Origin of the sequence: Streptococcus sp. E29BA (assembly GCF_041807805.1) — a bacterium.
GTDB lineage: Bacteria > Bacillota > Bacilli > Lactobacillales > Streptococcaceae > Streptococcus > Streptococcus entericus.
Genome location: NZ_JBGTZA010000016.1, coordinates 1 through 24,841 on the forward strand (window position 1 = coordinate 1; position 24,841 = coordinate 24,841).

Consider the following 24,841-nt stretch of genomic DNA (forward strand, 5'->3'; position numbering starts at 1 on the left):
CACCTATGGTTAAGCGAGTTATCGCTTAACAAAAACACTTTATAAAAATTGTACAGAAAAGGGGTGCCTTTTCAGGCTTTTTCTTGTTATTCTACCATATCGGTGGTACATTTGTACAGTCAAAACTAGAAAGGACGCTCTTATGAACTATCTTTACCTCATCGACAGCCTCATCCTCACCCTCAGCCTCGGGCTGTATGTCCTTTTCCACCAGCCTGCGACTATCGTTCCATTCCTGCTAGCCCTCCTCACCTACCGCTTCCTGCGTAGCCAAGCCCTCTGGCAAAAAGGATTCAGCCTGGCAAGTTCCCTTGCTCTAGTCATCGATTGGTGGAGCGACCGCTACCCTCTCGCCATGCTGGCAGCGACCTTGACAGGCGTGACAGGCCTGAGCCTTGTCCTCTCTCATCTTTTGAAAAATGGCAGAGCTCCTCAAACCGTTTGGGGCAAGGTCAGACGTGGTTTAGCTAGCCTTGCTCTACTAGGTCTTGTAGTTGGTCACCTCTTTTTAACCTACAATGTCATCAACCCAGACGTCATGACCCGCCAAGCTCCGCTATTGTTCAGCGAAAAAACACCCCCAAAAGAAGCCGACCTCCAGCGCACCGAAAAGCTATCAAAGGGCAGAATCAACTACTCCAACCTAACCTATCCATCTCATCTGCCCAACAACACCATGGACATTTACACCACACCACAAGCTAAGGTAACGCTGGTCTACATCCACGGCGGCGGCTACGCTACTGGCGACAAGTGGAACCGTGAGAATTACCTCTTTCGCTATGTCAAGGATGGCTACAACGTGGTCAATATCAACTACCAGCTCTCACTACCCTGACGGTCTCACACAAGTCGACCAAGCACTGGCTGATGTCGTCGCACAGGCGGCCACCTATAGTATTGATCCCGATAGCATCATCTTGTCAGGCGATTCGGCTGGTGGGCAACTGGCAGGACAGTTAGCACTTGTCTTGACGAATAAAGACTATGCCAAAGCCATTGGCTTTACGCCCAAAACTCATTCCCAAAGCCTATATTGGTGCTAGCTCTTGGTCAGATATTCAAGTGGGCTTAGAGACTGGTTGGGCAATCTTTGATTGGTTCATTCAACCACTTGCCCGTTCCCACTTCCAAGTGCTGGATGTGGAGCAGGCAGCTATTGCCGAAGAAGCCTCAATCGTTAAGCATGTGGATGCCAACTTTCCAGCCAGCTTTATCAGCGATGGCAACACAGGCAGTTTCACCACTGACAATTTGGCGCTGGTTGACCGCTTGAAGGCACTTGGAGTGAGGGTTGAGAGCCAGTTTTACGACAAAAAAGACATCGAACTCCACCACATCTTTGAGCTGGACATTAAAAACCCTTACGCTCAAGAGGTCTATGCCAAGCATTTAGCCTTTTTGGACAAGGTCTTAAGCAACTAATCTGAAAGGACAACTCACATGAAAAAATATCTCTCACCAGCTTTACAAACCTTAGCAATCCTTATCGTCTTCCTCCTGCTACTAACTGCTGCTCTGTTGACCGAGCACCCTTGGTGGAGCTTGACAGGTTTGAGCCTACTCGGTGTCGTTTCTCTCTATCAGGTCTATCACCCATTTTGGACGAAAAGCCTGACTCTTTTGTCGCTGACCATTTTAGCTCTTGGACTATTTGCCCTCGGCAGACCTTATAAAGACCATAGCCCGATGAATGACGTCACCGAGGTTGTTCTTGATGGACTAGCTGTTAAGACCCAAATGACCAGCCCTATCGGTCAGACAAAAATCCCTGTCTTGGTCTACCACAAGGTTGTTGAACAACCAGCTGCAGATGATCCTTTTGAGTATCCTCTATCGCTCTTTGAGGCACAAATGACCCACCTCAAAAAAGAAGGCTACACGACGCTGAGTCTAGCAGACTACAAGAACATCTTGTTAGGCAATCAACCCGCACCAGATAAACCCATTTTACTAACCTTTGATGACATCACCGCAGACTTTTATGACAATGTCTTGCCTATCCTCACTGCAAATGAACAAACAGCGACCCTCTTTGCCGTCAGTGATTGGGTGGATAAACCAAACTACCTAACCAAAGAGCAACTGCTAGATATTGAACAAGCAGGCTTTGCTATCCAAAACCATACCAAAAGTCACCCACGCCTCAGCCAGTTAAGCCTATTAGACCAAGAGCAGGAACTTATAACAGCTAAAAACAGGCTTAAAGATTTCCTGAAACAGGACATCACCACCATCGCCACTCCTTATGGCAATCACAATGCAGATACCCTGACTGTTGCTAAGTCCTTACAAACAGATTTGGTCTTCACTGGTCAAACAGGCATTCCCTCATCAAAACTGTCTGATCCCTATCAATTACCACGGATAAGTCTTTTGCAGAGCCACAGTTTTGAGGAGTTTTTGGATTTTTTGTTAAACCACTAGAAGATTAGCTAAAAATAAGGTAAAATGAATCGATAGTTCAATGTATTTGGAGGAAAAAATGATCCAACGACCAATTCATCTGTCGCACGAATTTTTAGCAGAGGTTTTAGATAAGGATGCGGTAGCAGTTGACGCTACTATGGGTAATGGTAATGATACTGCTTTTCTGGCTGGTTTGGCTGGTCAGGTCTATGCCTTTGATGTGCAGGAGTTAGCCTTAGTCAAGACTCAAGAGCGCTTGGCTAGTCTTGGCTTGACCAATGTACGCCTTATCCATGCAGGCCATGAGCAAGTTGACCAATACGTAACCAGCTTGAGGGCAGCTATTTTCAATCTAGGCTATCTACCTAGTGCGGACAAGTCAGTTATTACACAACCTGAAACAACGATTAGTGCTTTGGGAAAAATTCTTGACCGCCTAGAGGTTGGAGGTAGAGTATCGATAATGATTTACTACGGTCACGAGGGTGGGGAGATGGAAAAAGACAGTGTTCTTGCCTTTGTTAAGCAGTTAGATCAGACGGTGTTTACCGCTATGCTTTACCAACCGCTGAATCAAAAAAATCATCCGCCCTTTTTAGTCATGATTGACCGCCTGAAGTGAGGCTATCAACGATAGAGGACATGCCACTTGATAGAGTAGGCATGTTTTTTGTTGGGAAATTCAATATATAATCAGTTGACTTTTTGCTTGGTAAGCTTTATAATAATGGTGTATACGTTTACAATATCTATATTATCATCAAAAGGAGCAAGTGTGAGATGAAAGCTAAACATCGGTTATTTGATGAACGGCAGCGTTATGGTATCAGAAAATTAGCTGTCGGGACAGGTTCTATACTGATCGGCTCTTTCTTGCTGGGGGTCAACACTGCCTTTGCTCAAGAGCAAGCGACCAGTGAAACCACAACTAATTTAGGAGCCGTAGCAGTTGATGAGTATAATCAACTAGCTGAACCCTCTCTGTCAACATCGACGCGACTAGCTAATTTGGAGGAGGGAGAACCTCTTGTTGAAGATTTAATTCACCATAAACAAGGGCAGGTCATGAGTTCAGGTGTTGATTTGAATGATCTGGAGCGTTTTTCCCACGATTATGCTTTTGACCACAATCCTGAGACACGTTATGCTGCACCTAAGATGAAAGAACAGGGGAGTTCAGCAACTGACCCACAGACTCCGCAGTGGGTGCAGATTGATTTGGGGCAGAAAGCTAAGTTGATCTCAGGGCGTGTTGATTTCTATCGTCTCGTTTATTCAACTGATTATGAGGTTTTAACAGCAAGCCAGTCGGATGCGCAGGAGGCTGATTGGCGGCAGGTCGTGCATCGGACTGCTCTGGCTGACTACGGTCCTGCAGATCAGAGTGATTACTTTACTCTAGAAACACCACAAGACCTCGATCGCCATGTCCGTATCCGTTTCAATCGTGTGAATGCAGGAGCCAGTGGCTATGCTGTTTCGGTCAAAGATATTCGTCTTAACGGTTACTTGCTTGCTAATAGCACCACTGAACCAGAAAAACCAGCGACAGCTATTGCCCTAAACCGTCCAGTAACCGCATCGGGAGTGGAGGCAGGGACGAACACGTCACCTGAGCAGGCGTTTGATGGGGATGCTAGTACACGTTGGGCAGGCTTGCCGATGAAGCAATCTAACCGTCCAGACGATATGCAGACACCTCAATGGCTACAGCTTGATTTAGGATCAGATGGCAAGCTAGCTGCTATAGAAATTGATTTTTTTCGTAAGGTTTATGCGACAGACTATAGTCTCCTCACCTCTGCCACAGGTCAAGAGGGGAGCTTTAGAGAGCTTCATCGGTCGACCAATCTAGCTGCCAGTGCTACGGCTGCCGATTTGACAGACCGCCTAGTATTTGAGCAACCTTTAGCGGTCAATCGCTATCTTCGTTTCCAGTTCAATCGGATCAATCACCATGCTGGTGGCAATTCGGTGTCGGTCAAGGATATCCGCGTCAATGGTTGGTTGGCAGAAGACGCTAAAGAACCTGTTGATCCTGTCACCAAGCTAGAAGCAGCTCATCTGATTGTTCGTGATGGGCGTGTGGTGCTGGTTGGGGCAGATACCGATGACGAGTATAGCTATGAGGTTATCGGCTCTGCTAATCAATATGTCGTGGATAACCAAGGACGTTTGGCTACCTACCGCCTCAATGATATGGACGTGGTCATGGTTGTCGCTGCTAGGCATCAAACGACGGGTGAGTTGGTCATCCCATCTAAAATGAATAAGACCATTCATATCCCTGCTAGCCATCAAGAAACAGTGACAGGAACAAATGCTAAGCCTTTGCTAGCTTTGGACATTCAGGAGTTTTTACCTGGCGAAGGGATTCTGACCCTAGACGAACAATCAACCTTATATGTCGCTGATGGCTTGGCTAAGCAGGCAGCCTTGTTTAATAAGGACCTGCAAACGATTCTGGGCTACCAATTGTCTTCAGCACCAGCAGACCAGGCGACAATTAGTTTCACACTTACGGATGAGTATGACCTAAAAGACGAGGGCTACTTGATGCGGATTGGGGACAAGGTTGACGTTTTTGCCAAAGACGCCAAGGCTTTCAACTATGCCGCCGTGACCCTTGCTCAGATGTTACAGGCGCAAGGGCACTTGACCAAGGGTGTTTATCGCGATTATCCTAATTATGCCATCCGTGGCATGTTGCTTGATGTGGCTCGGATTCCCATGCGACAGGACTTTTTAGAGGAAGTTTCCCACCTCTTTCGCTGGTATAAACTCAATGAATTGCACCTGCATATCAATGATAACCAGTGGCCGGATGGGTCGCGCTCAAGTGCTGAAGCATGGGCTAAGACGGAAGCTGCCCATCGCTTGGAATCTACCGCATTTCCAAGCCTTAACAAGTCAGCGTTTAAGCATGACCGTTATGAGGGAGAGTACGATTTTTACCGTGATACCTATGGCAATCCTGCCTATTCTTTGGAGGAATTCAAGAAATTCCAAGCTCAAAATGGCGTAGCTGGGATCAACACACTGGTGGAGTTCGACACACCAGGGCATTCGGCGGTGTATTCACTCTATGCCTTGAACAATCCTGACCAGATTGATTATCTTGGTCAACCCATTCACCACCCGAATGATTTAGAAGCGCTAGCCATTAACGAACAAGTGTATCCGGAAGAAACGGCTCGCGCTAAGCGTTTTGTGCGAGAATTATTGAACAGTTATCTGGATGCAGGTATTTTTACCTATGACCATATTCATCTCGGTGTTGATGAATATTGGCAAAAAAACGGTAATAAAGAAGCCTTTAGAACCTATCTAAATGAGCTGAATGAATTAGCAAGAGAGCATGGTAAAACACTCAGAACTTGGGGAGCGTTGAGCATTTTCCAAGGAAATACCCCAGTCTCCAAAGACATTATCTTTGATGAGTGGGCTCAGTACGAATCAGTGAGTGTTGACCGTATCAATGAAGGTTTTAGAGTGGTCAATGTGCCACAGCCCTTCACCTATGTCACACCCGGGCGTAATCATAAAGACATCATCAACGAGCAGTATGTGTTCGACCACTGGAAGCCTTACGTGTTTAATTTGGATGTTGCCAGTCACCAGCGCCAGGCATTGGAGGGCGAGCCCTTACTTTTAGGAGCCAAGGGAGCGATGTGGGGCGATGAACATGCTGAAGGGATTGAGGAGAGCGATTTATACTACCGTTTGGAAAAATCTCTCGCTATGATTGGTTTTAAGACTTGGAATGGGAAATCACCTCGGAGTTTTTTGGAGTATCAGAAAGCCCTTGAAGCCACACGCCTCCGCAACAATTACCTGCCTTACCAGACAAAGACAGAAGTTCTGTTAAATATTGATGCGACCTATGCTCAGGATAATCAGGTCAGTGATTTGTCAACCAACGGCTTGGGGATTCGCTCTGAAGGTCGGACGGCTATCGTTGAACTTGATGGCGAAAAATGGCTAAAATTTGACGGAGACAATCATCTGGTGACTGATGTGCAGACCTTGGGCTTGCCTTACACCCTTGAGATGACCTTTAAACCGACTAATGTTGACAAGGGGAGTTTGCTTTTATCAGAAGATGGGGCTTTGTTCCTCAACGCCAAAGGTCGAACACAAGCAGGTGAAGTTGCTGAAGGTTTCAATCTTAATCGCTATTTTTATTCACAACACATCGCACCAAAACTGGAGAGCGGTAAGGTCTACAAACTGACCTTAACAGGGACCAGAGAAGTGCTCAATGTTTACTTGAACGATGAGCAGATTGCCTCTTTTAGTCATACAGAAGGGTTGCCTCTAGGCACGCGTGGGAACTTTAGAACCTCATTTAACCTCCCAATCAAGGAAATCGGCAAGGGATTTGAGGGTTACATCAAAACTATCACGGTTTATAATCGAACTCAGGAAGCAACTGAAGTTGGCAATGAACATCTGGAACGGGTCAATGTTGCCTTGCACAAGCCTGTCTATGATTACCGTCATCAGTCAGCTTTTTGGAACCAGCACATCAAACCTTACCATCGTGGTCGCTTGACCGATGGTGACACAGACGGTCCAGAAGGGCGCTGGCAGTCATCGAATCATGACCATGATTACTTTATCGTTGATTTAGGTGAACAAACTGATTTTGATACTGTACAGGTAGTATTTGATGCTTCTAGAGCGGCAACTGCCTTTAACATCGCCGTGTCAGATGACATGACTAATTTTAGGGACGTTAAGCAAGTTACCCAAAACACGACGACAATGGTCACGCTTGACCTTGGACCTCAGAAAGCTCGTTATGTGAAGTTTGCATCTGTCACCAGAAAACCTGGCACTAACGAAGTAGGTATCAAGGAATTCAGAGTTTATCAACCACGAACAGTTGATAAATCAGCCTTAGCTCAGCTATTAGCCACTAAAGAAATTACGATTGAAAACGATACTTGGTTGTATGCAACAAATGTGCTCGCCAATAAGTTTGCGACTGTTCAGGACGTTAGCGACGCCTTGGCCTTGGTGGAGAAGTTGAAAGACCGTACAGCAGAAGATGACGATTCAACAGTAGCCCCTGAGACCCCAGAGGATGCAGGCAAACAAGATGAAACTCCAGCACCAGATTCGTCAGATGGTGCTGATACACCTGACGTGTCCGCTCCGACCTCACCAGAAGATTCATCGGACAGTGGTGCTGGTTCAGATAGCGCAAGTGAATCAGCTGATACGCCAGCTAACTCGGTGGACAACGGTTCTGGTTCAGAGGATGCAGGCGAACAAACTGAAACTCCAGCACCAGATTCTCCTGATATGTCTGCCCCGACTTCACCAGAAGATTCATCGGAAAGTGGAACTGATTCAGGTAGCGCAGGCGAATCAACTAATGCGCCAGCTGACTCGGTAGACGATGGCTCTGATTTAGACGGTTCAAGTGAACATGCTGAAACTCCTACTCCAGATTCGTCAGATGGTGCTGCTTTACTTAATGTTGGCATAGCTCAGCGCTTGATGAATGCTGATAGAACAAGGCCATCAGAACATAATCTGACAAGCAGTCTCTCTCTGTCTGGAGAATTTGCTACAAAAAGTGATGAAAATAGTCAAATATCAGCTGCTTTCCCACAGTCAAGGAATGTAGAAACAGCGCAAGCAATTACTCAAAATCACCAAGCGAGTGAACGTGCCAAAAATCCAATAACTACAGAATCTAAGAAAATGAAGAGCGCAAATTCCTCTCCTAAAGCGTCAGCAACTCAAGCAGAAACCAGTGATTTTCCCGCTTTACTCGTTTTAGGTGCTGGCGGTATGCTTGCGGCACTCGGACTACTGAGCGTCAGACGTCGCGGTACAAAGTAGGTAAGAAATATCAAGGATGACTTGCACCGTTGCCTAGTGCAGACTAAAGAACAAAACACCCTTCAGCCTTATTGCTGAGGGGTGTTGATGGTGTTGCTACTTTACCACTTAATCTCCATGACAATTGGAGTGTGGTCTTGGCGAGTACCAGAGTCAATCATATCAGACTTAGTGACCTTGCCAGCGATGCGGTTGCTGACAAGCCAGTAGTCGATTCTCCAGCCTGTGTTGTTGATTTTGCTGGTGCGGCTGCGCTGTGCCCACCAAGTGTAGGCGCCTGTCACATCACCGTGGAGGTGGCGGAAGGTATCTGTGAAACCTGTTGCCAGCAGATTGGTAAAGCCAGCACGCTCTTCATCAGTAAAGCCGGGTGACTGGCGGTTGCTGGCGGGGTTGGCAAGGTCGATTTCCTTGTGGGCAACATTGTAATCCCCTGTGGCAAGGACGGGTTTGATAGCATCCAGCTTAGCGAGGTAGTCAGCGTATCTTTCGTCCCAGATTTGGCGGTCAGCCAGGCGACGGAGACCATCGCCAGCATTTGGGGTGTAGACTTGCGTGACAAAACAGTCATCAAACTCAAGGGTGATGATGCGCCCTTCGCTGTCCATGGTGGTTGGTGAGCCAATTTCTGGGTAGGTCACGACTGGATTTAAGTCCTTGCGGTAGAGAAACATGGTCCCTGCGTACCCCTTACGAGCTGGTTCGCAAGAAGAACGCCAGACGATGGCATGGTCTGGGAAATAGCTTTCAAGGACCTCTAAGTGTTTTTTGGTCGGTCCCTTGTCGGATAATTTGGTCTCCTGAATAGCGATGATATCAGCATTTTCAGCGACGAGCGTGTCTATCACCGCTCGAGACAGCAGAGCCCGTGGGCTGTCAGATGTCAGGGCGGCGTTGAGGGAATCAATGTTCCAAGAAATCAGTTTCATGAAATGTCCTTTTCTAAATTAGAAGTTCCTTTCTATTATATCAAAAAAATAAAAAAATGAGCATAACGCCTGCTTACAGTTGTTGTGTTTATCATAAAAACAAGAAATTCTAGTAGTTGTTAACCTGATGTCATAATTTTTCCATGATTGAGAAAGCGGTCGCTTAACAGTTGTGTTTGTGATATAATTATTTTGTAAAAAAGATGAAAAGGAGTTTCAAATGACGAAAATTTTGTTAAGTGAACCAATTAGTTCTAAAGCTGAGCAGTTGCTTGTTGATAAGGGATTCGAAGTGGTAACCTCACCAGCAACAGATATTGTGACAATGGCTGAACAGATTGTCGATGCCGATGCAGTTATTCTGCGATCTAGTCCCATGCCTGCAAGCGTTATTGAAGCTAGTAAGCAACTCAAGCTCATTTCTCGTCATGCGACGGGAATCAACAATATTGACCTGGCCAGTGCTAATCAGCAGGGTGTTTTGGTTGCCAAGGTTAATGGTGCCAATGCCTACTCAGTGGCAGAATACCACCTGACCATGATTTTGGCATTGTCTCGTCGGATTTATAAGTCTGATCAGCATTTCCGTGCAGGTAAGATGACTGGCGATGGCGTATCGCTGATTGGTCTGGCTAATACCTACGGTCTCAATGGTTCTGAAATCCGTGGTAAACGCTTGGTGATTTTAGGTTACGGAGCTATCGGACGTGAGTTGAGCAAGATTGCACAGGCTCTAGGGATGTCAATTGTGGCTTACGACCCATTTGTCAAGGAAGCCGATATTGAGATTTCAACGGATTTAAAAACCCTTTATAAAGAAGCTGATTTTATCTCCATCTGCATGCCTCTGACACCTGAAACGCACGACTTTATCAGTACCAAAGAGCTGGGTTGGATGAAAGAGACTGCTTACCTCATCAACGCTGGACGTGGCGGCATTGTCAACGAAATTGCCCTTGCTAAGGCTTTAGAAGATGGCGAAATCGCCGGTGCTGCTTTGGACGTGTTTGAAGTTGAACCGCCACTGCCAGATAACCCTATTTTAACAGCACCGAACGTACTTCTCACTTCCCACATTGCAGGGACAACAGTAGAAGCGACGGAAGCTCTTTCCTTTGGAGCTGTACAAAATGTCATCGACTTCTTTAACGGGACTATTCCAGCGTCAGCTGTTAACCCAGAAGTAATAGGAGGAACGTATGAATAAGAAATTAATAACAGGTATCTTAGGAATTTTAGCAGGAATTCTGGTCGTCTTTTTACCAGCTCCAGAAGGGTTGAGCAGGGAAGCTATGTTGGTTTTAGGAACGGTTGTGACGGCCAATGTCTTTTGGATTGCAGACTTGATTCCAAACTTTGCAACAGGTCTCATCATGATTTCCCTCTGGGCAGGTCTTGGTATTGTTCAGTTCAATGAAGCTTTTGGTGTTTTTTCAAGTTCAGCCTGGTGGATTGTTATCGGAGGTCTAGGCATTGGCTCTGTGGCAACGAAAACAGGTCTGGTTAAGCGGGTGGCCTTGAACATCATGCGGTTTTTCCCGCTAAACTATGGCGGTCAAAGTTTGGCACTCTTTGTGGCTGGAACTGCAGTAGCACCAGCTATTCCATCAACCAATGCCAAGGGAGCCATTGCAGCCCCAATCTCTCGCAGTATCAGTGAATCTCTCGGCTATGAAGAAGGCAGTGATCAGAGTGCAGGGATTTTCATGTCCATGGTCTGGGGCTTCTTGGTATCAGGAGCGGTTTTCCTTAGTGCAACGTCGATTAACTACGCCATCAAAGGCTTATTGCCAGAAAATGTTCAAGCTCAGTTGGCTTGGGCTGACTGGTTCAAGGTGGCTATTCCATGGGCTCTTGTGAGCATGGTTGGCGGTTATTTTGCCCTACAATTCCTTTATAAACCCAAAAATGAGCAAACCATGTCCAAGGAGACAATCCTTAAGCAAATTGCTGATTTGGGACCGATGAGCCGTGAGGAGAAAATCACTGCAATTGTGCTAGCTATCACCTTGATTTTCTGGGTGTTGGAACGTCAACTTGGGATTTCAGCTTCTATTTCAGCTATTATCAGCTTGAGCGTTCTCGTTGGGTTTGGCGTCATGAAACCTGCCGAATTTAAAAATTCAATTGGCTGGGATGTGGCAATTTTTATCGGAACAGCGATGAGTTTAGGAACGGTACTTGGCTTGGTCGGTGTCAGCGAATGGCTCAAGGTTAACTTGAGTGGTGTGATTACACCGCTCTTGGACAATCCCTTCCTAACAGTCGTTGTCTTAGCCTTGATTATCTATGCGGCTAAGTTTATCTTGGTGTCTTTGATTACTTCAAGTACCATTTTCCTCTTAATCCTCATTCCATTCTTTGAGGGTTTGTCTTACAATCCAGTTATTCTGGTCTTTATCGTAGCGACAAGTATCAACATCTGGTTCTTGCCTTACATGAACCCACCTTACTTGACAACGTCAGCCGCTGTTAATAATAAGATGGCTCTCAACAAACACGCCATGGTAACCTCTGTTGTTTATATGATTTTAAATATCTTAGGTCTGCTCATCAGCCTTCCCTACTGGCAGATGATCGGCTTGATATAAGACATAAAAGTTAGGCTCCGGTCTAACTTTTTAACATAGTTACCATAAATGTCCCAGCTGATAGTAAAATTCTCTCTTTGCTCAGCTATTATGGTAAAATAAAATGAACACAATAAAGAGGAGGTCGTATGAATTTATCGCAACGCCTGACGTTCGGTGAGGAGCTGGCTAATGCTATTAGCCATGGTGTCATGTTTTTACTGCTTTTGGGCTTATCGCCTTGGGTGGCCGTTCATACCTACCTCAAAGGAGGCGTCACCTTAGCTTTTGGTGCCAGTGTTTTTATCGTTGCTCTCAGCCTCATGTTTCTCTCCTCGACCCTCTACCACAGCATGGCCTACGACTCGCCACACAAACGAGTTTTCCGCATCCTCGATCATTCCAGCATTTTTATCGCCATTGCAGGCTCCTACACCCCAGTCCTTTTGATGGCTTTGGAGAAATGGCAGAGCTGGCTCATGGTGGGGTTACAGTGGTTTTTGGTCATCGGTGGGATTTTGTATAAGGTGTTAGGCAAAAATCGCATTCCAAAACTCAGCCTTATCATTTATTTGGTCATGGGCTGGCAAGCAGTCTTCTTTCTACCTCAGATTATCCGTGCAACTAACGCGGTCTTTCTCAGCTTGATCGTCGCAGGTGGCCTGATGTACACGATAGGGGCGTATTTTTACAGTAAGAAAAATATGCCCTACCATCATCTGATTTGGCACCTCTTTATTAACGCCGCCTCTATCTGCCATATCATTGCTATTGTGGGCTACCTATAAACTCATGTGAAAGGATGATAATGTGAAAAAACGAGTTCTATTGCTAACGTTACTTTGCCTTTTTTGCTACCTCAGCTTGCGCCTTTTTCCATCACTAGAAGAAGCTTTACACGACTTTTTGGGTTGGTACTGACGACTTGGTGGTCTATAGCCCTTCGGGAGCAATCCAGAGGGCTTTTTGCGTGTTCTAAACGCAGTTGGTATTTTTTAGGAAGCCCTTGTCCAAAGGTCGTAAACTCATCTTGTCTATCGAAAAATTTATTACTCCATTCGTGTGCTAAAATAGACTAAAGTGGTTTCGATAGCAGTTGAAAAGCCTTATCTGATGCAGTTTGTAGCTTGTGGTGGCGCAAATCGGTCATTCTATGGTATAATGGTCAAAGATAGTCAGATGAAATCAGGTCTTACATGAAGCACCTGATTTCCAAAGAAAGGGTGTTGGCATGCCACTAAAAAACACATCGGATCATATTGAAGAATACATAAAAGAAATTTTAGAGAGAACAGGAATGGCTGAAATCAAGCGTTCCCATATAGCGGATACCTTCCGCGTGGTGCCTAGTCAGATCAACTATGTTCTTAAAACACGCTTTACGGAGAGTCGAGGATACTTGGTCGAAAGTAAGCGAGGCGGCGGAGGTTATATTCGGATTGCGCGGCTGACCTTCTCAGACCAGCACCATTTGCTCTGCAATTTAATGGAAAGCATTGGAGACCAGCTCAGTGAGCAGATTTTTGCTGAGTTGTTGGACTATTTAAGTGATGAAAACCTCATCACACGACGAGAAGGCCAGCTTGTTCTCAGTTTAGCAACAGACGACCTGTTAGGCACTGAAGGACCACGTCTACGCGCAGAAATGTTGCGCCGTCTGCTCCAACGCTTAGATAGAAAAGGATAGGTTATGGATTACTCATTAAAATTAAAGGAAATTCTTGATTTTGCCCAATATCAGGCAACACGGTATAAGAGCCAGTCTATTGAAAGTTGGCATTTATTGTTAGCCATGGTGGTGATTCCTGATTCTGTAGCAAGTTTAGCGTTCGCAGAATTTGACGACGTTGTTTCCTATAAGGAATTTGAAGCCGTGGCCCTACATGTTTTAGAGAAACAACCTGAATTGAGACGCCCCAAAAGTGCCAAACACCTATTGCCCTTATCCAAAGGCAGTCGCCTTCTTTTTCAAGATGCGGAACAAATTGCTACCTTGGTTAATGATAAGGAAATCGGTAGTCAGCACCTGCTATTTGCCATGTTGCTTAACAAAGACCTCTTGCCCTACCAAATTTTAGAGGCTGTTGGCTTTGTTTCTGGAAATAGCAAGACATCTGGTTTACGCCTATCAGCCCTTAGAAATGTTTTAGCAGGTCATTCTGGACTGACCAAGGACCAAGTGAAAGAGATTTACGACCTCAAGCATGGGCGTAAAGCTAAGATGAGCCAGTTTCATATGATGGGCGGAGCCATGACAACTCCTGTCGGGGATTTGGAAGATTACACCCGAGATTTGACTGAGGAGGTTAGACGTGGGAACCTTGACCCAATCATCTGTCGTGATGAGGAAATCACTCGAATGATTAAGGTGCTGAGCAGAAAGACCAAAAATAATCCTGTTTTGGTGGGAGAAGCAGGTGTCGGAAAGACAGCTCTTGCTTACGGTTTAGCGCAGCGGATTGTCCACGGAGAAGTACCTTATGAGCTACTGGGTAAACGTGTGCTGGAGCTTGATATGATGAGTGTTATTGCTGGCACTCGTTTTCGTGGTGATTTTGAGGAGCGAATGGAAAAAATCATTGAGGAAATTGAGACAGCAGGCGATATTATTCTCTTCATTGATGAGCTGCATACCATTATGGGGTCAGGTTCAGGCATTGACAGCACACTTGATACCGCTAACATTTTGAAACCTGCTCTATCTCGTGGCACTCTGCATTTGGTTGGGGCAACGACACTCAATGAGTACCAAAAACACATTGAAAAGGATGCCGCTATTGCACGCCGTTTTGCGAAAATTATTGTTGATGAGCCTAGTTTGGCTGATAGCTTGGCTATTCTCAAAGGAATCCGTGAGAGTTATGAGCGCTATCACCGTGTAACAATCAGTGATGAAGCTCTGGAGACTGCTGTGAAATATGCGAAGCGGTATTTAACCAGCAAGCAGCTCCCTGATTCAGCCATTGATTTGTTAGATGAAGCGAGTGCTATGGTGCAGCAGATGGTCCAGCAAGAGGAACAGCCCCTTTTGTCTGTGGCTGATGAAGCCCTTATAGCAGGTGACTTTAAGCAGTTGAAGGCAGCCTTAGCTGAGGTCAAAGAGCCAGTACGCCCTACTCAGGTCACGACAGAAGATATTCTGCTGACCCTCAGCAAACTATCTGGGATCCCTGTTAGCAAGATGACACAGGCGGATAGCCAGAAATACTTGCAGTTAGAGCAAGAGTTGCATAAGCGCGTGATCGGTCAAGATGAAGCCGTATCAGCGATCAGCCGTGCTATCCGTCGCAATCAGTCAGGGATTAGGCTTGGCAAACGCCCAATTGGCTCCTTTATGTTCCTCGGTCCAACTGGTGTCGGCAAGACTGAGCTTGCCAAGGCCTTGGCTGAAGTTCTGTTTGATGATGAGCAGGCTCTGATTCGTTTTGACATGAGCGAGTACATGGAGAAATTTGCAGCTAGTCGCCTAAACGGTGCGCCTCCTGGCTACGTCGGTTATGATGAAGGCGGTGAATTGACTGAAAAGGTACGCAACAAGCCCTATGCTGTCCTTCTCTTTGACGAAATTGAAAAAGCACACCCAGATGTGTTCAACATGTTCCTACAGATTTTGGATGATGGTCAGCTAACCGATACTAAGGGACGAAAAGTTGATTTTTCAAATACCTTAATCATTATGACTTCAAACCTCGGAGCGACAGCTTTGCGTGACGATAAGACAGTTGGTTTTGGGGCAAAATCAATGGCACATAACCATCACGCCATGGCACAGCGGATTGCTGAAGAAGTGAAAAAAGCTTATCGCCCAGAATTTCTCAATCGGATTGATGAGCAACTGGTCTTCCACAGCTTAACCGAAGATGATATGCAAGCCATCGTCAAGATTATGGTAAAACCACTCGTTAACCATCTGGCAGAACAGGGGATAACACTCAAAATCCAGAAATCAGCCCTGTCGCACTTGGCGACTGCGGGTTATGATGCCACATTGGGTGCTCGTCCCTTGCGTCGAACCTTGCAAACCAAGGTGGAGGACAAGTTGGCAGAACTCCTCTTGTCAGGTGACCTAGTTGCAGGCAATACGCTCAAAATTAGCTACACAAACGAGAAACTAAAATTTATAGTGACGGCATAAAAAGAGAACAGCTACTTATTATACAGGTAGCTGTTCTTTTTTGATTGTCGTGATGAGTTGTTGGTGTCATGAAGGCCATTAAGGTTTCTTTAAGACGATTGCCTTACAATGACAATACAAAAACATAAAACGGAGGAACATCATGAAAAAACTATTGAGCATTTTTTTGCTGCTGATTGTTGGTCTTGGGCTGGTCTATGAAGCATTTATTGTTATCAGTATTGGGTTAAACGGGTCGCAGATTGTTCAACTCCTTAGCGCATGGGGGATTCTATTCATTGCCTATGCCCTGCCTTTGATAGTTTTGGCAAGGCATTATTTGAAAAAACATCATCAGCCCGCTTGGATTTTGCCGATTGCTATCTTGGTAGGTGCAGGAGCAATTGGTCCCCTGTCAGGATTACTCAATTTTCAATTGATTGCGGTGCTTAAGCAGCTTTTAGGCAACAATACCGTATTAGATGCTTGGGCAGCAAGTATTGCTCCGCCAATTGTTGAAGAAACGCTGAAAATGGGCGTAGCCCTGCTTGTTATTGTCCTGTTTTCGTTGCGCCATCGGGTGTCGTGGTTGGTAACAGGGTTGGGCGTTGGACTCGGTTTCCAACTGTTAGAGGACCATACTTATTTTATAGGAACTTTTGTGGAAAAATCAGGTTCACCAATCAGTCAGGCAATCTCCCGTCTGGATATGGCTTACGCTTCTCACTGGTTGTTAACTGCTGTGATGACTTTGGGTGTGGCTACATTGATTTTTGACAAAGCTTCTCGGCGTTCGGTTCTGCCTTATCTGTGGGTCATCGGTCCAAGCTTGCTCCATGCTTTTGGAAATAATCCATTTACAGACGAGCATAAATGGTTACTAGTCATCTTTGTTCTTCTAGGTTGGGCATTGTTGTGGACAACGCGAAAACAAGCTGAGGGGTGGAAAAGTAGTCTTTCTCCGAAAAAGCAAAGCCCATCACTTTTTGGTCTCTTCTAAGGCCATAGGAACAATAATTTGTGAATAATCAAAAAGGCTGACGTCAATGTCAGCCTCTTTTACTGTTCAAATCTTGTTGGTTAAGCCAGTGACATCACTCCGTAGCAAACCCATCAATAGTTGCAAACAGTGTTTCAACTTGTTCTAAGGTTTCTGCCTTAGCGACGCTACCTCGGATTTTGGCGGCGCCAGATGTGCCACGGAGGTAGTAAGGGGCGAGACCTCGAAATTCGCGAACCGCCACCTTTTCTCCCTTGAGCGCCACCAAACGCTTGAGGTGCTCATAGGCAATGCCCAGTTTTTTCGCAAAAGGTAAATCAGGCAAGACCTCACCAGTCTCGAAATAATGGTTAATCTGGGTGAAGAGGTAAGGGTTATTTAGAGCGCCACGACCAATCATCACTGCATCTGCACCGACCTCGTCAATCATAAACTTAGCTTCATCAACGGAGCGAATATCACCATTACCGATAAAGGGAACTTTGGTGATGGCCTTGGCTACCCGAGCCAGGGTCTCATGGTCGCAGGTTCCGGTGTACATCTGCTTACGGGTTCGACCGTGCATGGCGAGGGCTGACACACCAGCAGACTCAGCTGCAAGGGCATTTTCAACCGCTAGAGAACTATCTGCCCAGCCTGTCCGCATTTTGACCGTCAGTGGGATGTCAATTGCTTTTTTAACCGTACTGATGACAGAGTAAATCTTCTCGGGGTCTTTGAGCCAGATGGCTCCTGCTTCATTTTTCACGATTTTGTTGACAGGGCAGCCCATGTTGATGTCTAACATATCTGCTTTGGTGTGTTTTTGTAAAAACTCAGCTGCTCGAGCGAGACTATCCCCATCACTACCGAAGACTTGGATAGACATGGGGTGCTCATTCTCATCAATGTGGAGCATGTGCAGGGTTTTGGCATTGTTGTAGAGAATCCCTTTATCAGAGACCATCTCCATGACCACTAGCCCTGCACCAAACTCCTTAGCGATGGTGCGGAAAGCGGAGTTGGTTACCCCTGCCATGGGGGCTAAAACAGTACGGTGGGGAATCTCAACGTTCCCAATCATAAAAGAGGAATTAAGTTTGCTCATTAATCAATCTTTCTAGGTCATTTTCAGTAAAGGAGTAGGTGGTCTGGCAGAACTGACAGACAATCTCTGCACCGTGATCCTGCTCTGCCATGTCCCTTAAATCGCTGGTCGAAAGAGTCATCAACACCCCCTCGAAGCGCTCGCGAGAGCAATCGCAAGCAAAGGCAATCGGCTCCTCGCTTAGGCGTTTATAGGGGTCGTCGCCATAAATGGCGGATAGCAGAGCATCGAGTGGTTGGCTACTACTGAGGAGGGTGGAGATGGCTGGCATCTCTTGCAGGCGTTTTTCAAAGCGGGCGATGTCAACTTCCTTGGCACCAGGCAGGACTTGGAGCATGAACCCTCCTGCGACCTTCACCTGGTCCTTATCGTCCAAGAGGACGTTGAGACCGACAGCAGATGGGGTCTGCTCACTTTCTGTCAGGTAGTAGGCAAAATCTTCACCAATTTCACCTGTGATGAGTGGTGTTGTTGAGGTATAAGGGTTGCCTGTCCCATAATCAGTGATGACGATGAAATGCCCCTGTCCCATGAAAGGTCCGACCAAGACCTCGCCAGTAGAGGTCTTTTTAATATCCACTCCGCGATTTTGAATGTAGCCCTTGCCTGTCCCCTTGGTGTCCGCAACGGAGATGATGTGACCAAAAGAACTATCACCGATGACTTTAAGGGTCACCTTGCTGTCTCCTTTTTGGTTGGCTGCTAGAATGAGGTTAGCAATCAAGGCACGCCCTAAGGCAACAGTGGACGATGACATGGTTTGGTGAGCGGTTTGAGCAGCTCTAACGGTTTCGGTGGCGTCCAAGACATAAGCTCGGAAAGCCCCGTTTTCTGCGATTGTTTTTATCAATTTATCCATAAGGACTATTATAGCATACCTTGGTTATTTTGCCACATAGAGACACTTCATCTAAACACTGGCAACCGGTTTTTACTTGCAAATTTTTGTTAAAAAGCGTATACTAAATCTATCATCATAACTAATGAAAAGGAGGACAGTTTGATGCCATTTCAACTCATTTTTCTCATCTTATTCCTATTTTTTGTGATAGGGATTATCGCTAGCACCCTTTATGTGGTGCGCCAGCAGACGGTGGTTATCATCGAGCGCTTTGGTAAATACCAAAAAACAGCAACGTCAGGTATTCACCTGCGTTTACCCTTTGGTATTGACAATATCGCTGCCCGCATCCAGTTGCGTGTCTTGCAAAACGATATGGTGGTGGAAACCAAGACCAACGACAACGTGTTTGTGACCATGAATGTCGCGACCCAGTACCGCGTTGATGAACAAAACGTGATGGACGCCTACTATAAACTCATGCGACCAGAGGAACAAATCAAGTCCTATATCGAGGATGCCCTGCGTTCTTCTGTACCGAAATTAACCTTGGACGAACTCTTTGAGAAAAAAGACGAAATCGCCCTTGAAGTGCAACATCAGGTGGCTGAGGAAATGTCCAGCTACGGCTACATCATCGTCAAAACCCTAATTACCAAGGTTGAGCCAGATGCCGAAGTTAAGCAGTCCATGAACGAAATCAATGCTGCCCAACGTAAACGTGTGGCCGCTCAGGAGCTTGCCAATGCAGACAAGATTAAAATCGTAACTGCTGCTGAGGCAGAGGCTGAAAAAGATCGCCTACACGGGGTCGGTATTGCTGAGCAACGTAAGGCTATCGTGGACGGTTTGGCAGATTCTATTCAAGAACTCAAAGATGCTAACATCAGTTTGACTGAGGAGCAGATTATGTCTATTCTCTTGACCAACCAATATCTGGACACGCTCAATACTTTTGCTAGTTCTGGTAGCCAGACCATTTTTCTACCGAGCACACCTCAAGGGATTGATGACATTCGGACACAGATTTTATCAGCACTGAAAGCGAAATAATGTTTGTCTGAACAGTAGTCCATATTTTTTATCTTGATGTTTTGGGAAATAGCAGAGCGCTAAAATCGTCAGTAACTAAGAAAACAGGAGGTTTCTATGCTTGAGCCAATTCTCTCACAACCTAATAGCCCCTTGTGGTACTGGTATGTGATGTTCATTTTTGGTTCTGCCTTTGTTTTGGGCTGGTGGGGATTGCTGGGTATGTTGCTATTGCACCTCATCATCTTTGCAGGCCTCTATGCCAGTTATCGTAAACGCCAAGCAGGGAAAACTCAGCCTCTCTGGCAACGTTTGTTAAGCCTGTTAGGCTTGATCATTTTGACCAATATCCTCTCTGGGGTACTCGTCTATGGCGGTCTTTGGCTCTACAGAGGGGTGGTGAGTCTATTAAGTTAAGTTAAAACTAGAACTAAAAAATTTCCTTAACATTGATTTTTTTAACGGCCTTTTACGAATAGTTAGGTGTCAACAGAAAAAATCAATAAAAGGAGATGACATGTTCACACATTCTCAACTTAATCGCTTTGCTATCCGCAAGTATGCTGTAGGTGCTTGCTCGGTTTTGGTTGCTAGCTTAACCTTTTTAGGAGCAGCTCATGTTTCAGCTGATGAGCTTTCCTCATCAGCCAATTCGGCAACAATAAGCCTTGTTCAAATCGGAGAGGCTACCACTGACCAGTCGGAGCCTGTAGCTGGTTTAGATATTGCGTCAGCTGGGTCTGCGACGAATGACTCACCACAAACAACTCTTGAAGAGGTCAAAAAAGATGGGCTAGTTGTGACGAATCAGCAGGATACCAAAGAAAGGTCTGAATATCAGACCCCAGTAGTTACCCCATCAACCCAGTCACTAGAAACTGACGCAGCAGCTAGCGTAGCAGAAGTTGCTACGTTAAAAACGAGTGGAACAGTGGCCAATCCAAAAGAGCTGAGCTCTGCTATTGACAAAACGGTTGAGACGATAGACCACAAGAAGGAATTGTCGAAACCAACCGAAACGGTAGCACCAACAGTTCCAGTGACTGAGCAACAGCAAACTCCAGACCAACAGCCTAAACCAGCTCCAGCAAGACAAACCGTTCAGCCGAGTCTGACGCCGTCTAGTCGCACCGCTTTTCGAACATCAACCAGAGCAGCTGGCGCCCTAGGTGATACCTACCCAGCAAAATGGAAGAACTTAGATCCAGATAGCAACATTGATGATTGGGGCATGTATGTGCGCAATTGCACTTCCTTTGTTGCTCATCGCCTCAGTGCGGTCAATAAATTTGAACTACCACGCGCTTATGGCAATGCTGAGGCCTGGGGAAATCGGGCAAGATCAGAAGGTTATCGTGTTGACGAGTCTCCTGTTTTAGGCGCGGTTGCCTGGTCAGCTGCTGCACCTGATAACTGGGGCTACGGGCATGTTGCCTGGGTTGCTGCGGTCAATGGTGACATGGTCACTGTAGAAGAATATAACTACGGTAAACGTTATGCCTACAATAGCCGTACTGTTCACAAAAGCAGTTTTACAGGCTATATCCATTTTAAGGATGTAACCTCAAAAACCAATACACCATCAACCCCAGCACCAGCAGCACCTCAGGCCTCACATAACTTGCCAGCTCAGGGCACCTACACCTTTACCCAGCGTTCAGGTGTCAAGAGTGAACCAAAACAGGCAGCGGCGGATTTGGATTTCTACGAGGTTGGTGAAAAAGCCAACTATGATAAATTGGTTGAGAGCGACCAGAAACTGTGGATTAGTTACCTCAACTATAAAGGTAGCCGTAGTTACGTTGCCATTCGTGATTTGGCACCTGTTATCACGACAGGGACTATTAACGTTCAAAATAAAAACAATCAAACCGGTGATTTTGATGTTCTGATTACCAATGTCAATCATTCTCAAGGCATCAAAGAAGTCAAAGTGCCGATCTGGTCAGATAAGAACGGACAGGACGATATCATCTGGTATGTCGCACAAGCTCAAGGGAATAACACCTATAAGGTTTCTGTGAAAAATAGCCAGCACAAGTCTGACACAGGCACTTATCATATTCATCTCTATTACCAGCAAGCAGATGGGCAATTAAAAGGTGTGGGTGGCACAACAACAGTTGTTGAAAAAGTTGCACCAGCTCCAAGCTTGCCATCCAGTGGCACCTATCGCTTTACCACAACTCAGCCGATTAAAAACCAGCCAAGCCTAGCTTCGGCAACTATTGATCACTACTATGCAGGAGAAACGGTTAACTATGACCGTACGTTGACGGCGGAAGGGCGCCAATGGCTGAGCTATATCAGTCGAAGCGGGGTTCGACGCTATATCCCAATTAACTAAATTATTTATGGAAAGGATGACACTCATGTCTAAAGTAGCAAAAATTTCAAAAACCGTCCTACTATTAGGTCTTCTAACCAGCGTTGCAACCTTGACAGCCTGCGGTAAAAAAGAAGCAACCACCACCACAGCCTCATCAAGTGTCACAAAAACGAGTCAGTTATCTTCAAAAGAAAAATCGACCACCTCACAAGCGACTGAGGTCACCTCTAAAGCTACTGACACTGGTTCAACCACTGCTGAAACGGGTTCTTCAAAAACTTCTGAAACGGCGTCTTCAACTGCAACAACCAGTACCTTTAATCTGGATGCTATCGTGGCTGGAGACTTTAGCTCAATTGCAGGAACTTGGGCAAATGTCAACGGTAAAACAGTTGTGATTGAAGGAGATAAACTGATTTTTGAGACAGAAGGAGAGTCAGATCCTAATCAGTATAATCTGATTGAATCACAAAATCTTAATGAGTCGGGGCGTGTAGGTGCTTCCATTGGCTTCTATAACAACGGCGAGCGTCAAGGAGGGATTGTTTTATCAATCGTTCCAGCAGGTGTTCCTAATATTCTTGGTGAAGTAAGTGACCAAGACCATCTTGAAATGGGACACATGCCGACGACTGCTGATTCTGGGGAACATTTTTTCCGTCAATAAAGATTTGACCTGAGATGCTATCATCACGACATCGACATAAAAGCAGTGGGACATCGTATCCAACTGCTTTTTAGATATTTTAGATAAAGTTTTTATCTGTTAGCCAATGCTTGATTACCCGAAGTGTCTGATTTTGGAATTTCCCGGACTCGTACATGTGGTCAGCTCCCGTGATGGAGACGAGTACAGAGTCTTTATGATTTTTAGCAGTTTTTCGGGCAATAGCAGAGACGGTCATCTTGTCCTCACTACCTGTGATGACAAGTACAGGACAAGAGATTTTATGAAAGTCTACCCGACCAGCTCGGCTATTATCCAGAAAAGGAAAGGCTATTTGAGTATAGACCTTACCAGATTCCGGTACCAAATCCTTGAACAAGTCCTCCTTGATGGCGTCGTCTTGGGCATTGAGGCAGTAGCGGAAGAACTCATCCTTATAAGGTGGCATGGCCTTTTTCCAAAAGCCCCAACGCAGAAAATGCTTGATAAAACAGCGAATCATCGTCGGGTAAAGCGAAAAAATATCTGCAGTTGGAGCAGGTCCCATCAGGATCATCCCAGCGACAGGCGTGCGTTCGGCAACCATCTGAGCGAGTAAGCAACCTAAGGAGTGCCCCAGTAAAAGGGGTGGCTGTTCTAAACTGTTGACAAGGTCAACCAAATCATCTGTATAATCTTGGAGACTGAGAGCACCAACTTTTTCAGCAACCTCGTCATAAGGTAGGTCGTGATAACGTAGGCTTGGCGTGTGGACGCGACATCCAAACCGCTCTAGTTGAGTGGCAAAACGTCCCCAGACCTTCCCAGAGCACCATGTGCCATGAATTAAAACAATGTCTTGCATATCCTATTCCCCATTAAAAAGAGCCTTTATCGGCTCTTTTTATGATTAAAGCTTGTTTTTCAAGCTTTCAACAGCACCTTCGACAGCCTCTTTGGCATCGTTGGCCAAGTCTTTAGACTTCTCAACAGCATCTTCTAAGCCTTTTTTAGCATCTGCTGCAACTTCTTTAGCCTTGCCGACAAGGTTGTCAACAATGCCTTCTGTTTCTAATTTTTTATCGCCAAGAACCTTACCAGCTAATTCTTTGGCTGAGCCAGTCACTTGGTCTAATTTTGCATCTAATTTATCAAACATTTGATAACCTCCTTTAGTTGATAGGTCTATTCTATCAGAAACGTCTTATCATAAAGCAAGATATAGGCTATAAACCGCATAAAATCAAGGTTATTAAAATTTAGGTATATAGTTATAGGTCATAAAAGAATAGCCAAAGTTCTTAAAAAGTTCCTAAAACAGACACGCAAAACGCAAGCCACACAAGGAAAAACGTTCCTAAAAAATAAAAAACCAGACAAAAAACGAGTTCAGCAGGCAAGAAACTAGCACGGTGTAAACTGTGCTAGTTTATATTAAATCGTTATCTTTACTTAGTGATAGATTTTAGTAAGAGTAAATAGCCTCCCCCCCTAATGCACGTAAAAGGCATCTTTTTGGTCAGAAAAGTATCCGCCGGTTTTCCGCATTGAGAAAACGCCGAATTTGCTTTGACCGGGGGGGATGTTATATGGCTCACAATCTTGACAATCCTGTCAATTATGCTTGTTTTACCACTCAAATCGCTCGTCTTGCCACTGTCTTTTTTTTCTTTGATATCTATTATGTCTCTTGTTGTGACAGTCGCGACACAGCGTCCTCAGGTTGTCAAGGCTGTATGCCAGATCTGGTCGCTTGTCTAGCTCCTCTATGTGGTCTGCCTCAAGCCGTTTCGTTGTCAGTATGCCATCTTTACGACACCAAACACACTGAAAATGGTCACGCTCTAGCGCCTTAAGCCTTGTCTTTCTCATACGACCCCCATAAAAAAAGAGCAAGCAACTGCTCGCTCACTATTTCATACTATCATTCTAACAGACTAAACACGCAAAAAGGGAAAAAAGGCGCAATAAATGATACTAAAATTCAAGCTATTTAGGCTGGTTTTTTCAGGTTTTTTTAGCATTATT

20 protein-coding genes and 1 pseudogene are annotated in these 24,841 nt (G+C 45.5%); 15 read left to right on the plus strand and 6 right to left on the minus strand.

What is annotated here, in order from left to right; genetic code table 11:
* Positions 1 to 676 precede the first annotated feature (676 nt).
* From ACERC8_RS05215 to ACERC8_RS05235, 5 genes and pseudogenes are all read left to right on the plus strand, one after another.
* Positions 677 to 1,046 (plus strand): annotated as a pseudogene (locus ACERC8_RS05215) (alpha/beta hydrolase).
* Positions 988 to 1,425: a hypothetical protein gene (locus ACERC8_RS05220; RefSeq protein ID WP_373658834.1), complete on the plus strand. Its 438-nt coding sequence runs from the start codon at positions 988 to 990 to the stop codon at positions 1,423 to 1,425. The pseudogene ACERC8_RS05215 and the gene ACERC8_RS05220 overlap by 59 nt, the downstream one beginning before the upstream one ends.
* A gap of 18 nt (positions 1,426 to 1,443) precedes the next feature.
* Positions 1,444 to 2,427, plus strand: coding sequence for a polysaccharide deacetylase family protein (locus tag ACERC8_RS05225; protein WP_373658835.1), 984 nt, complete (start codon positions 1,444 to 1,446; stop codon positions 2,425 to 2,427).
* A 58-nt stretch (positions 2,428 to 2,485) separates the two neighbouring features.
* Complete coding sequence (locus ACERC8_RS05230) at positions 2,486 to 3,031, plus strand: class I SAM-dependent methyltransferase (RefSeq protein WP_373658836.1); 546 nt, start codon at positions 2,486 to 2,488, stop codon at positions 3,029 to 3,031.
* Positions 3,032 to 3,189: 158 nt separating this feature from the next.
* A complete protein-coding gene (locus ACERC8_RS05235) occupies positions 3,190 to 8,265 on the plus strand; it encodes a discoidin domain-containing protein (RefSeq protein WP_373658837.1) in 5,076 nt (1,691 codons plus the stop codon).
* A 101-nt stretch (positions 8,266 to 8,366) separates the two neighbouring features.
* Here the strand turns inward: ACERC8_RS05235 and ACERC8_RS05240 are convergent, their stop codons facing one another.
* Entirely contained in the window at positions 8,367 to 9,194 is an 828-nt protein-coding gene (locus ACERC8_RS05240; RefSeq protein WP_373658838.1) for an exodeoxyribonuclease III, read from the minus strand.
* Positions 9,195 to 9,414: 220 nt separating this feature from the next.
* Here ACERC8_RS05240 and ACERC8_RS05245 point away from each other — a divergent pair, with 220 nt between their 5' ends.
* The 6 genes from ACERC8_RS05245 to ACERC8_RS05270 all read left to right on the plus strand — a co-directional run bounded on the left by ACERC8_RS05245 (position 9,415) and on the right by ACERC8_RS05270 (position 16,878).
* Entirely contained in the window at positions 9,415 to 10,401 is a 987-nt protein-coding gene (locus tag ACERC8_RS05245) for a hydroxyacid dehydrogenase (protein ID WP_373658839.1), read from the plus strand.
* Positions 10,394 to 11,785, plus strand: a complete 1,392-nt coding sequence (locus tag ACERC8_RS05250; RefSeq protein ID WP_373658840.1) for an SLC13 family permease — start codon at positions 10,394 to 10,396, stop codon at positions 11,783 to 11,785. The genes ACERC8_RS05245 and ACERC8_RS05250 overlap by 8 nt, the downstream gene beginning before the upstream one ends.
* A gap of 128 nt (positions 11,786 to 11,913) precedes the next feature.
* A complete protein-coding gene (locus ACERC8_RS05255) occupies positions 11,914 to 12,552 on the plus strand; it encodes a hemolysin III family protein (protein WP_373658841.1) in 639 nt (212 codons plus the stop codon).
* A 443-nt stretch (positions 12,553 to 12,995) separates the two neighbouring features.
* Positions 12,996 to 13,451: a CtsR family transcriptional regulator gene (locus ACERC8_RS05260; protein WP_018367710.1), complete on the plus strand. Its 456-nt coding sequence runs from the start codon at positions 12,996 to 12,998 to the stop codon at positions 13,449 to 13,451.
* 3 nt (positions 13,452 to 13,454) lie between these two features.
* A complete protein-coding gene (locus tag ACERC8_RS05265) occupies positions 13,455 to 15,899 on the plus strand; it encodes an ATP-dependent Clp protease ATP-binding subunit (protein WP_373658842.1) in 2,445 nt (814 codons plus the stop codon).
* A 142-nt stretch (positions 15,900 to 16,041) separates the two neighbouring features.
* Entirely contained in the window at positions 16,042 to 16,878 is an 837-nt protein-coding gene (locus ACERC8_RS05270) for a PrsW family glutamic-type intramembrane protease (RefSeq protein WP_373658844.1), read from the plus strand.
* Positions 16,879 to 16,972: 94 nt separating this feature from the next.
* Here ACERC8_RS05270 and dusB read toward each other — a convergent pair whose 3' ends face one another.
* Both dusB and hslO read right to left on the minus strand, forming a co-directional pair.
* Positions 16,973 to 17,965: a tRNA dihydrouridine synthase DusB gene (gene dusB, locus ACERC8_RS05275; RefSeq protein WP_373658845.1), complete on the minus strand. Its 993-nt coding sequence runs from the start codon at positions 17,963 to 17,965 to the stop codon at positions 16,973 to 16,975.
* On the minus strand, positions 17,952 to 18,824 hold the full coding sequence (gene hslO, locus ACERC8_RS05280) for an Hsp33 family molecular chaperone HslO (RefSeq protein WP_373658846.1): 873 nt from the start codon (positions 18,822 to 18,824) through the stop codon (positions 17,952 to 17,954). Before hslO ends, dusB begins: the two co-directional genes overlap by 14 nt.
* Before the next feature lie 144 nt (positions 18,825 to 18,968).
* On the opposite strand from hslO, the gene ACERC8_RS05285 reads away from it, so the two are divergent.
* The 4 genes from ACERC8_RS05285 to ACERC8_RS05300 all read left to right on the plus strand — a co-directional run bounded on the left by ACERC8_RS05285 (position 18,969) and on the right by ACERC8_RS05300 (position 22,834).
* The gene (locus tag ACERC8_RS05285; protein ID WP_373658847.1) at positions 18,969 to 19,859 is read left to right on the plus strand and encodes an SPFH domain-containing protein; all 891 of its coding nucleotides are present in this window, start codon (positions 18,969 to 18,971) and stop codon (positions 19,857 to 19,859) included.
* Between the two features lie 96 nt (positions 19,860 to 19,955).
* Complete coding sequence (locus ACERC8_RS05290) at positions 19,956 to 20,255, plus strand: hypothetical protein (RefSeq protein WP_373658848.1); 300 nt, start codon at positions 19,956 to 19,958, stop codon at positions 20,253 to 20,255.
* A 100-nt stretch (positions 20,256 to 20,355) separates the two neighbouring features.
* Complete coding sequence (locus tag ACERC8_RS05295; protein ID WP_373658849.1) at positions 20,356 to 22,185, plus strand: SH3 domain-containing protein; 1,830 nt, start codon at positions 20,356 to 20,358, stop codon at positions 22,183 to 22,185.
* Positions 22,186 to 22,210: 25 nt separating this feature from the next.
* Entirely contained in the window at positions 22,211 to 22,834 is a 624-nt protein-coding gene (locus ACERC8_RS05300) for a DUF6287 domain-containing protein (RefSeq protein ID WP_373658851.1), read from the plus strand.
* A 79-nt stretch (positions 22,835 to 22,913) separates the two neighbouring features.
* Here ACERC8_RS05300 and ACERC8_RS05305 read toward each other — a convergent pair whose 3' ends face one another.
* From ACERC8_RS05305 to ACERC8_RS05315, 3 genes are all read right to left on the minus strand, one after another.
* Positions 22,914 to 23,678 carry an alpha/beta fold hydrolase gene (locus ACERC8_RS05305; RefSeq protein WP_373658853.1) on the minus strand — a complete coding sequence of 255 codons (765 nt, stop codon included), beginning with the start codon at positions 23,676 to 23,678 and terminating at the stop codon, positions 22,914 to 22,916.
* A gap of 45 nt (positions 23,679 to 23,723) precedes the next feature.
* Positions 23,724 to 23,972, minus strand: coding sequence for a CsbD family protein (locus ACERC8_RS05310; protein WP_373658854.1), 249 nt, complete (start codon positions 23,970 to 23,972; stop codon positions 23,724 to 23,726).
* Positions 23,973 to 24,442: 470 nt separating this feature from the next.
* Positions 24,443 to 24,685 (minus strand): HNH endonuclease, encoded by a 243-nt coding sequence (locus ACERC8_RS05315; RefSeq protein ID WP_373658855.1) that lies wholly within the window; start codon positions 24,683 to 24,685, stop codon positions 24,443 to 24,445.
* Positions 24,686 to 24,841 lie beyond the last annotated feature (156 nt).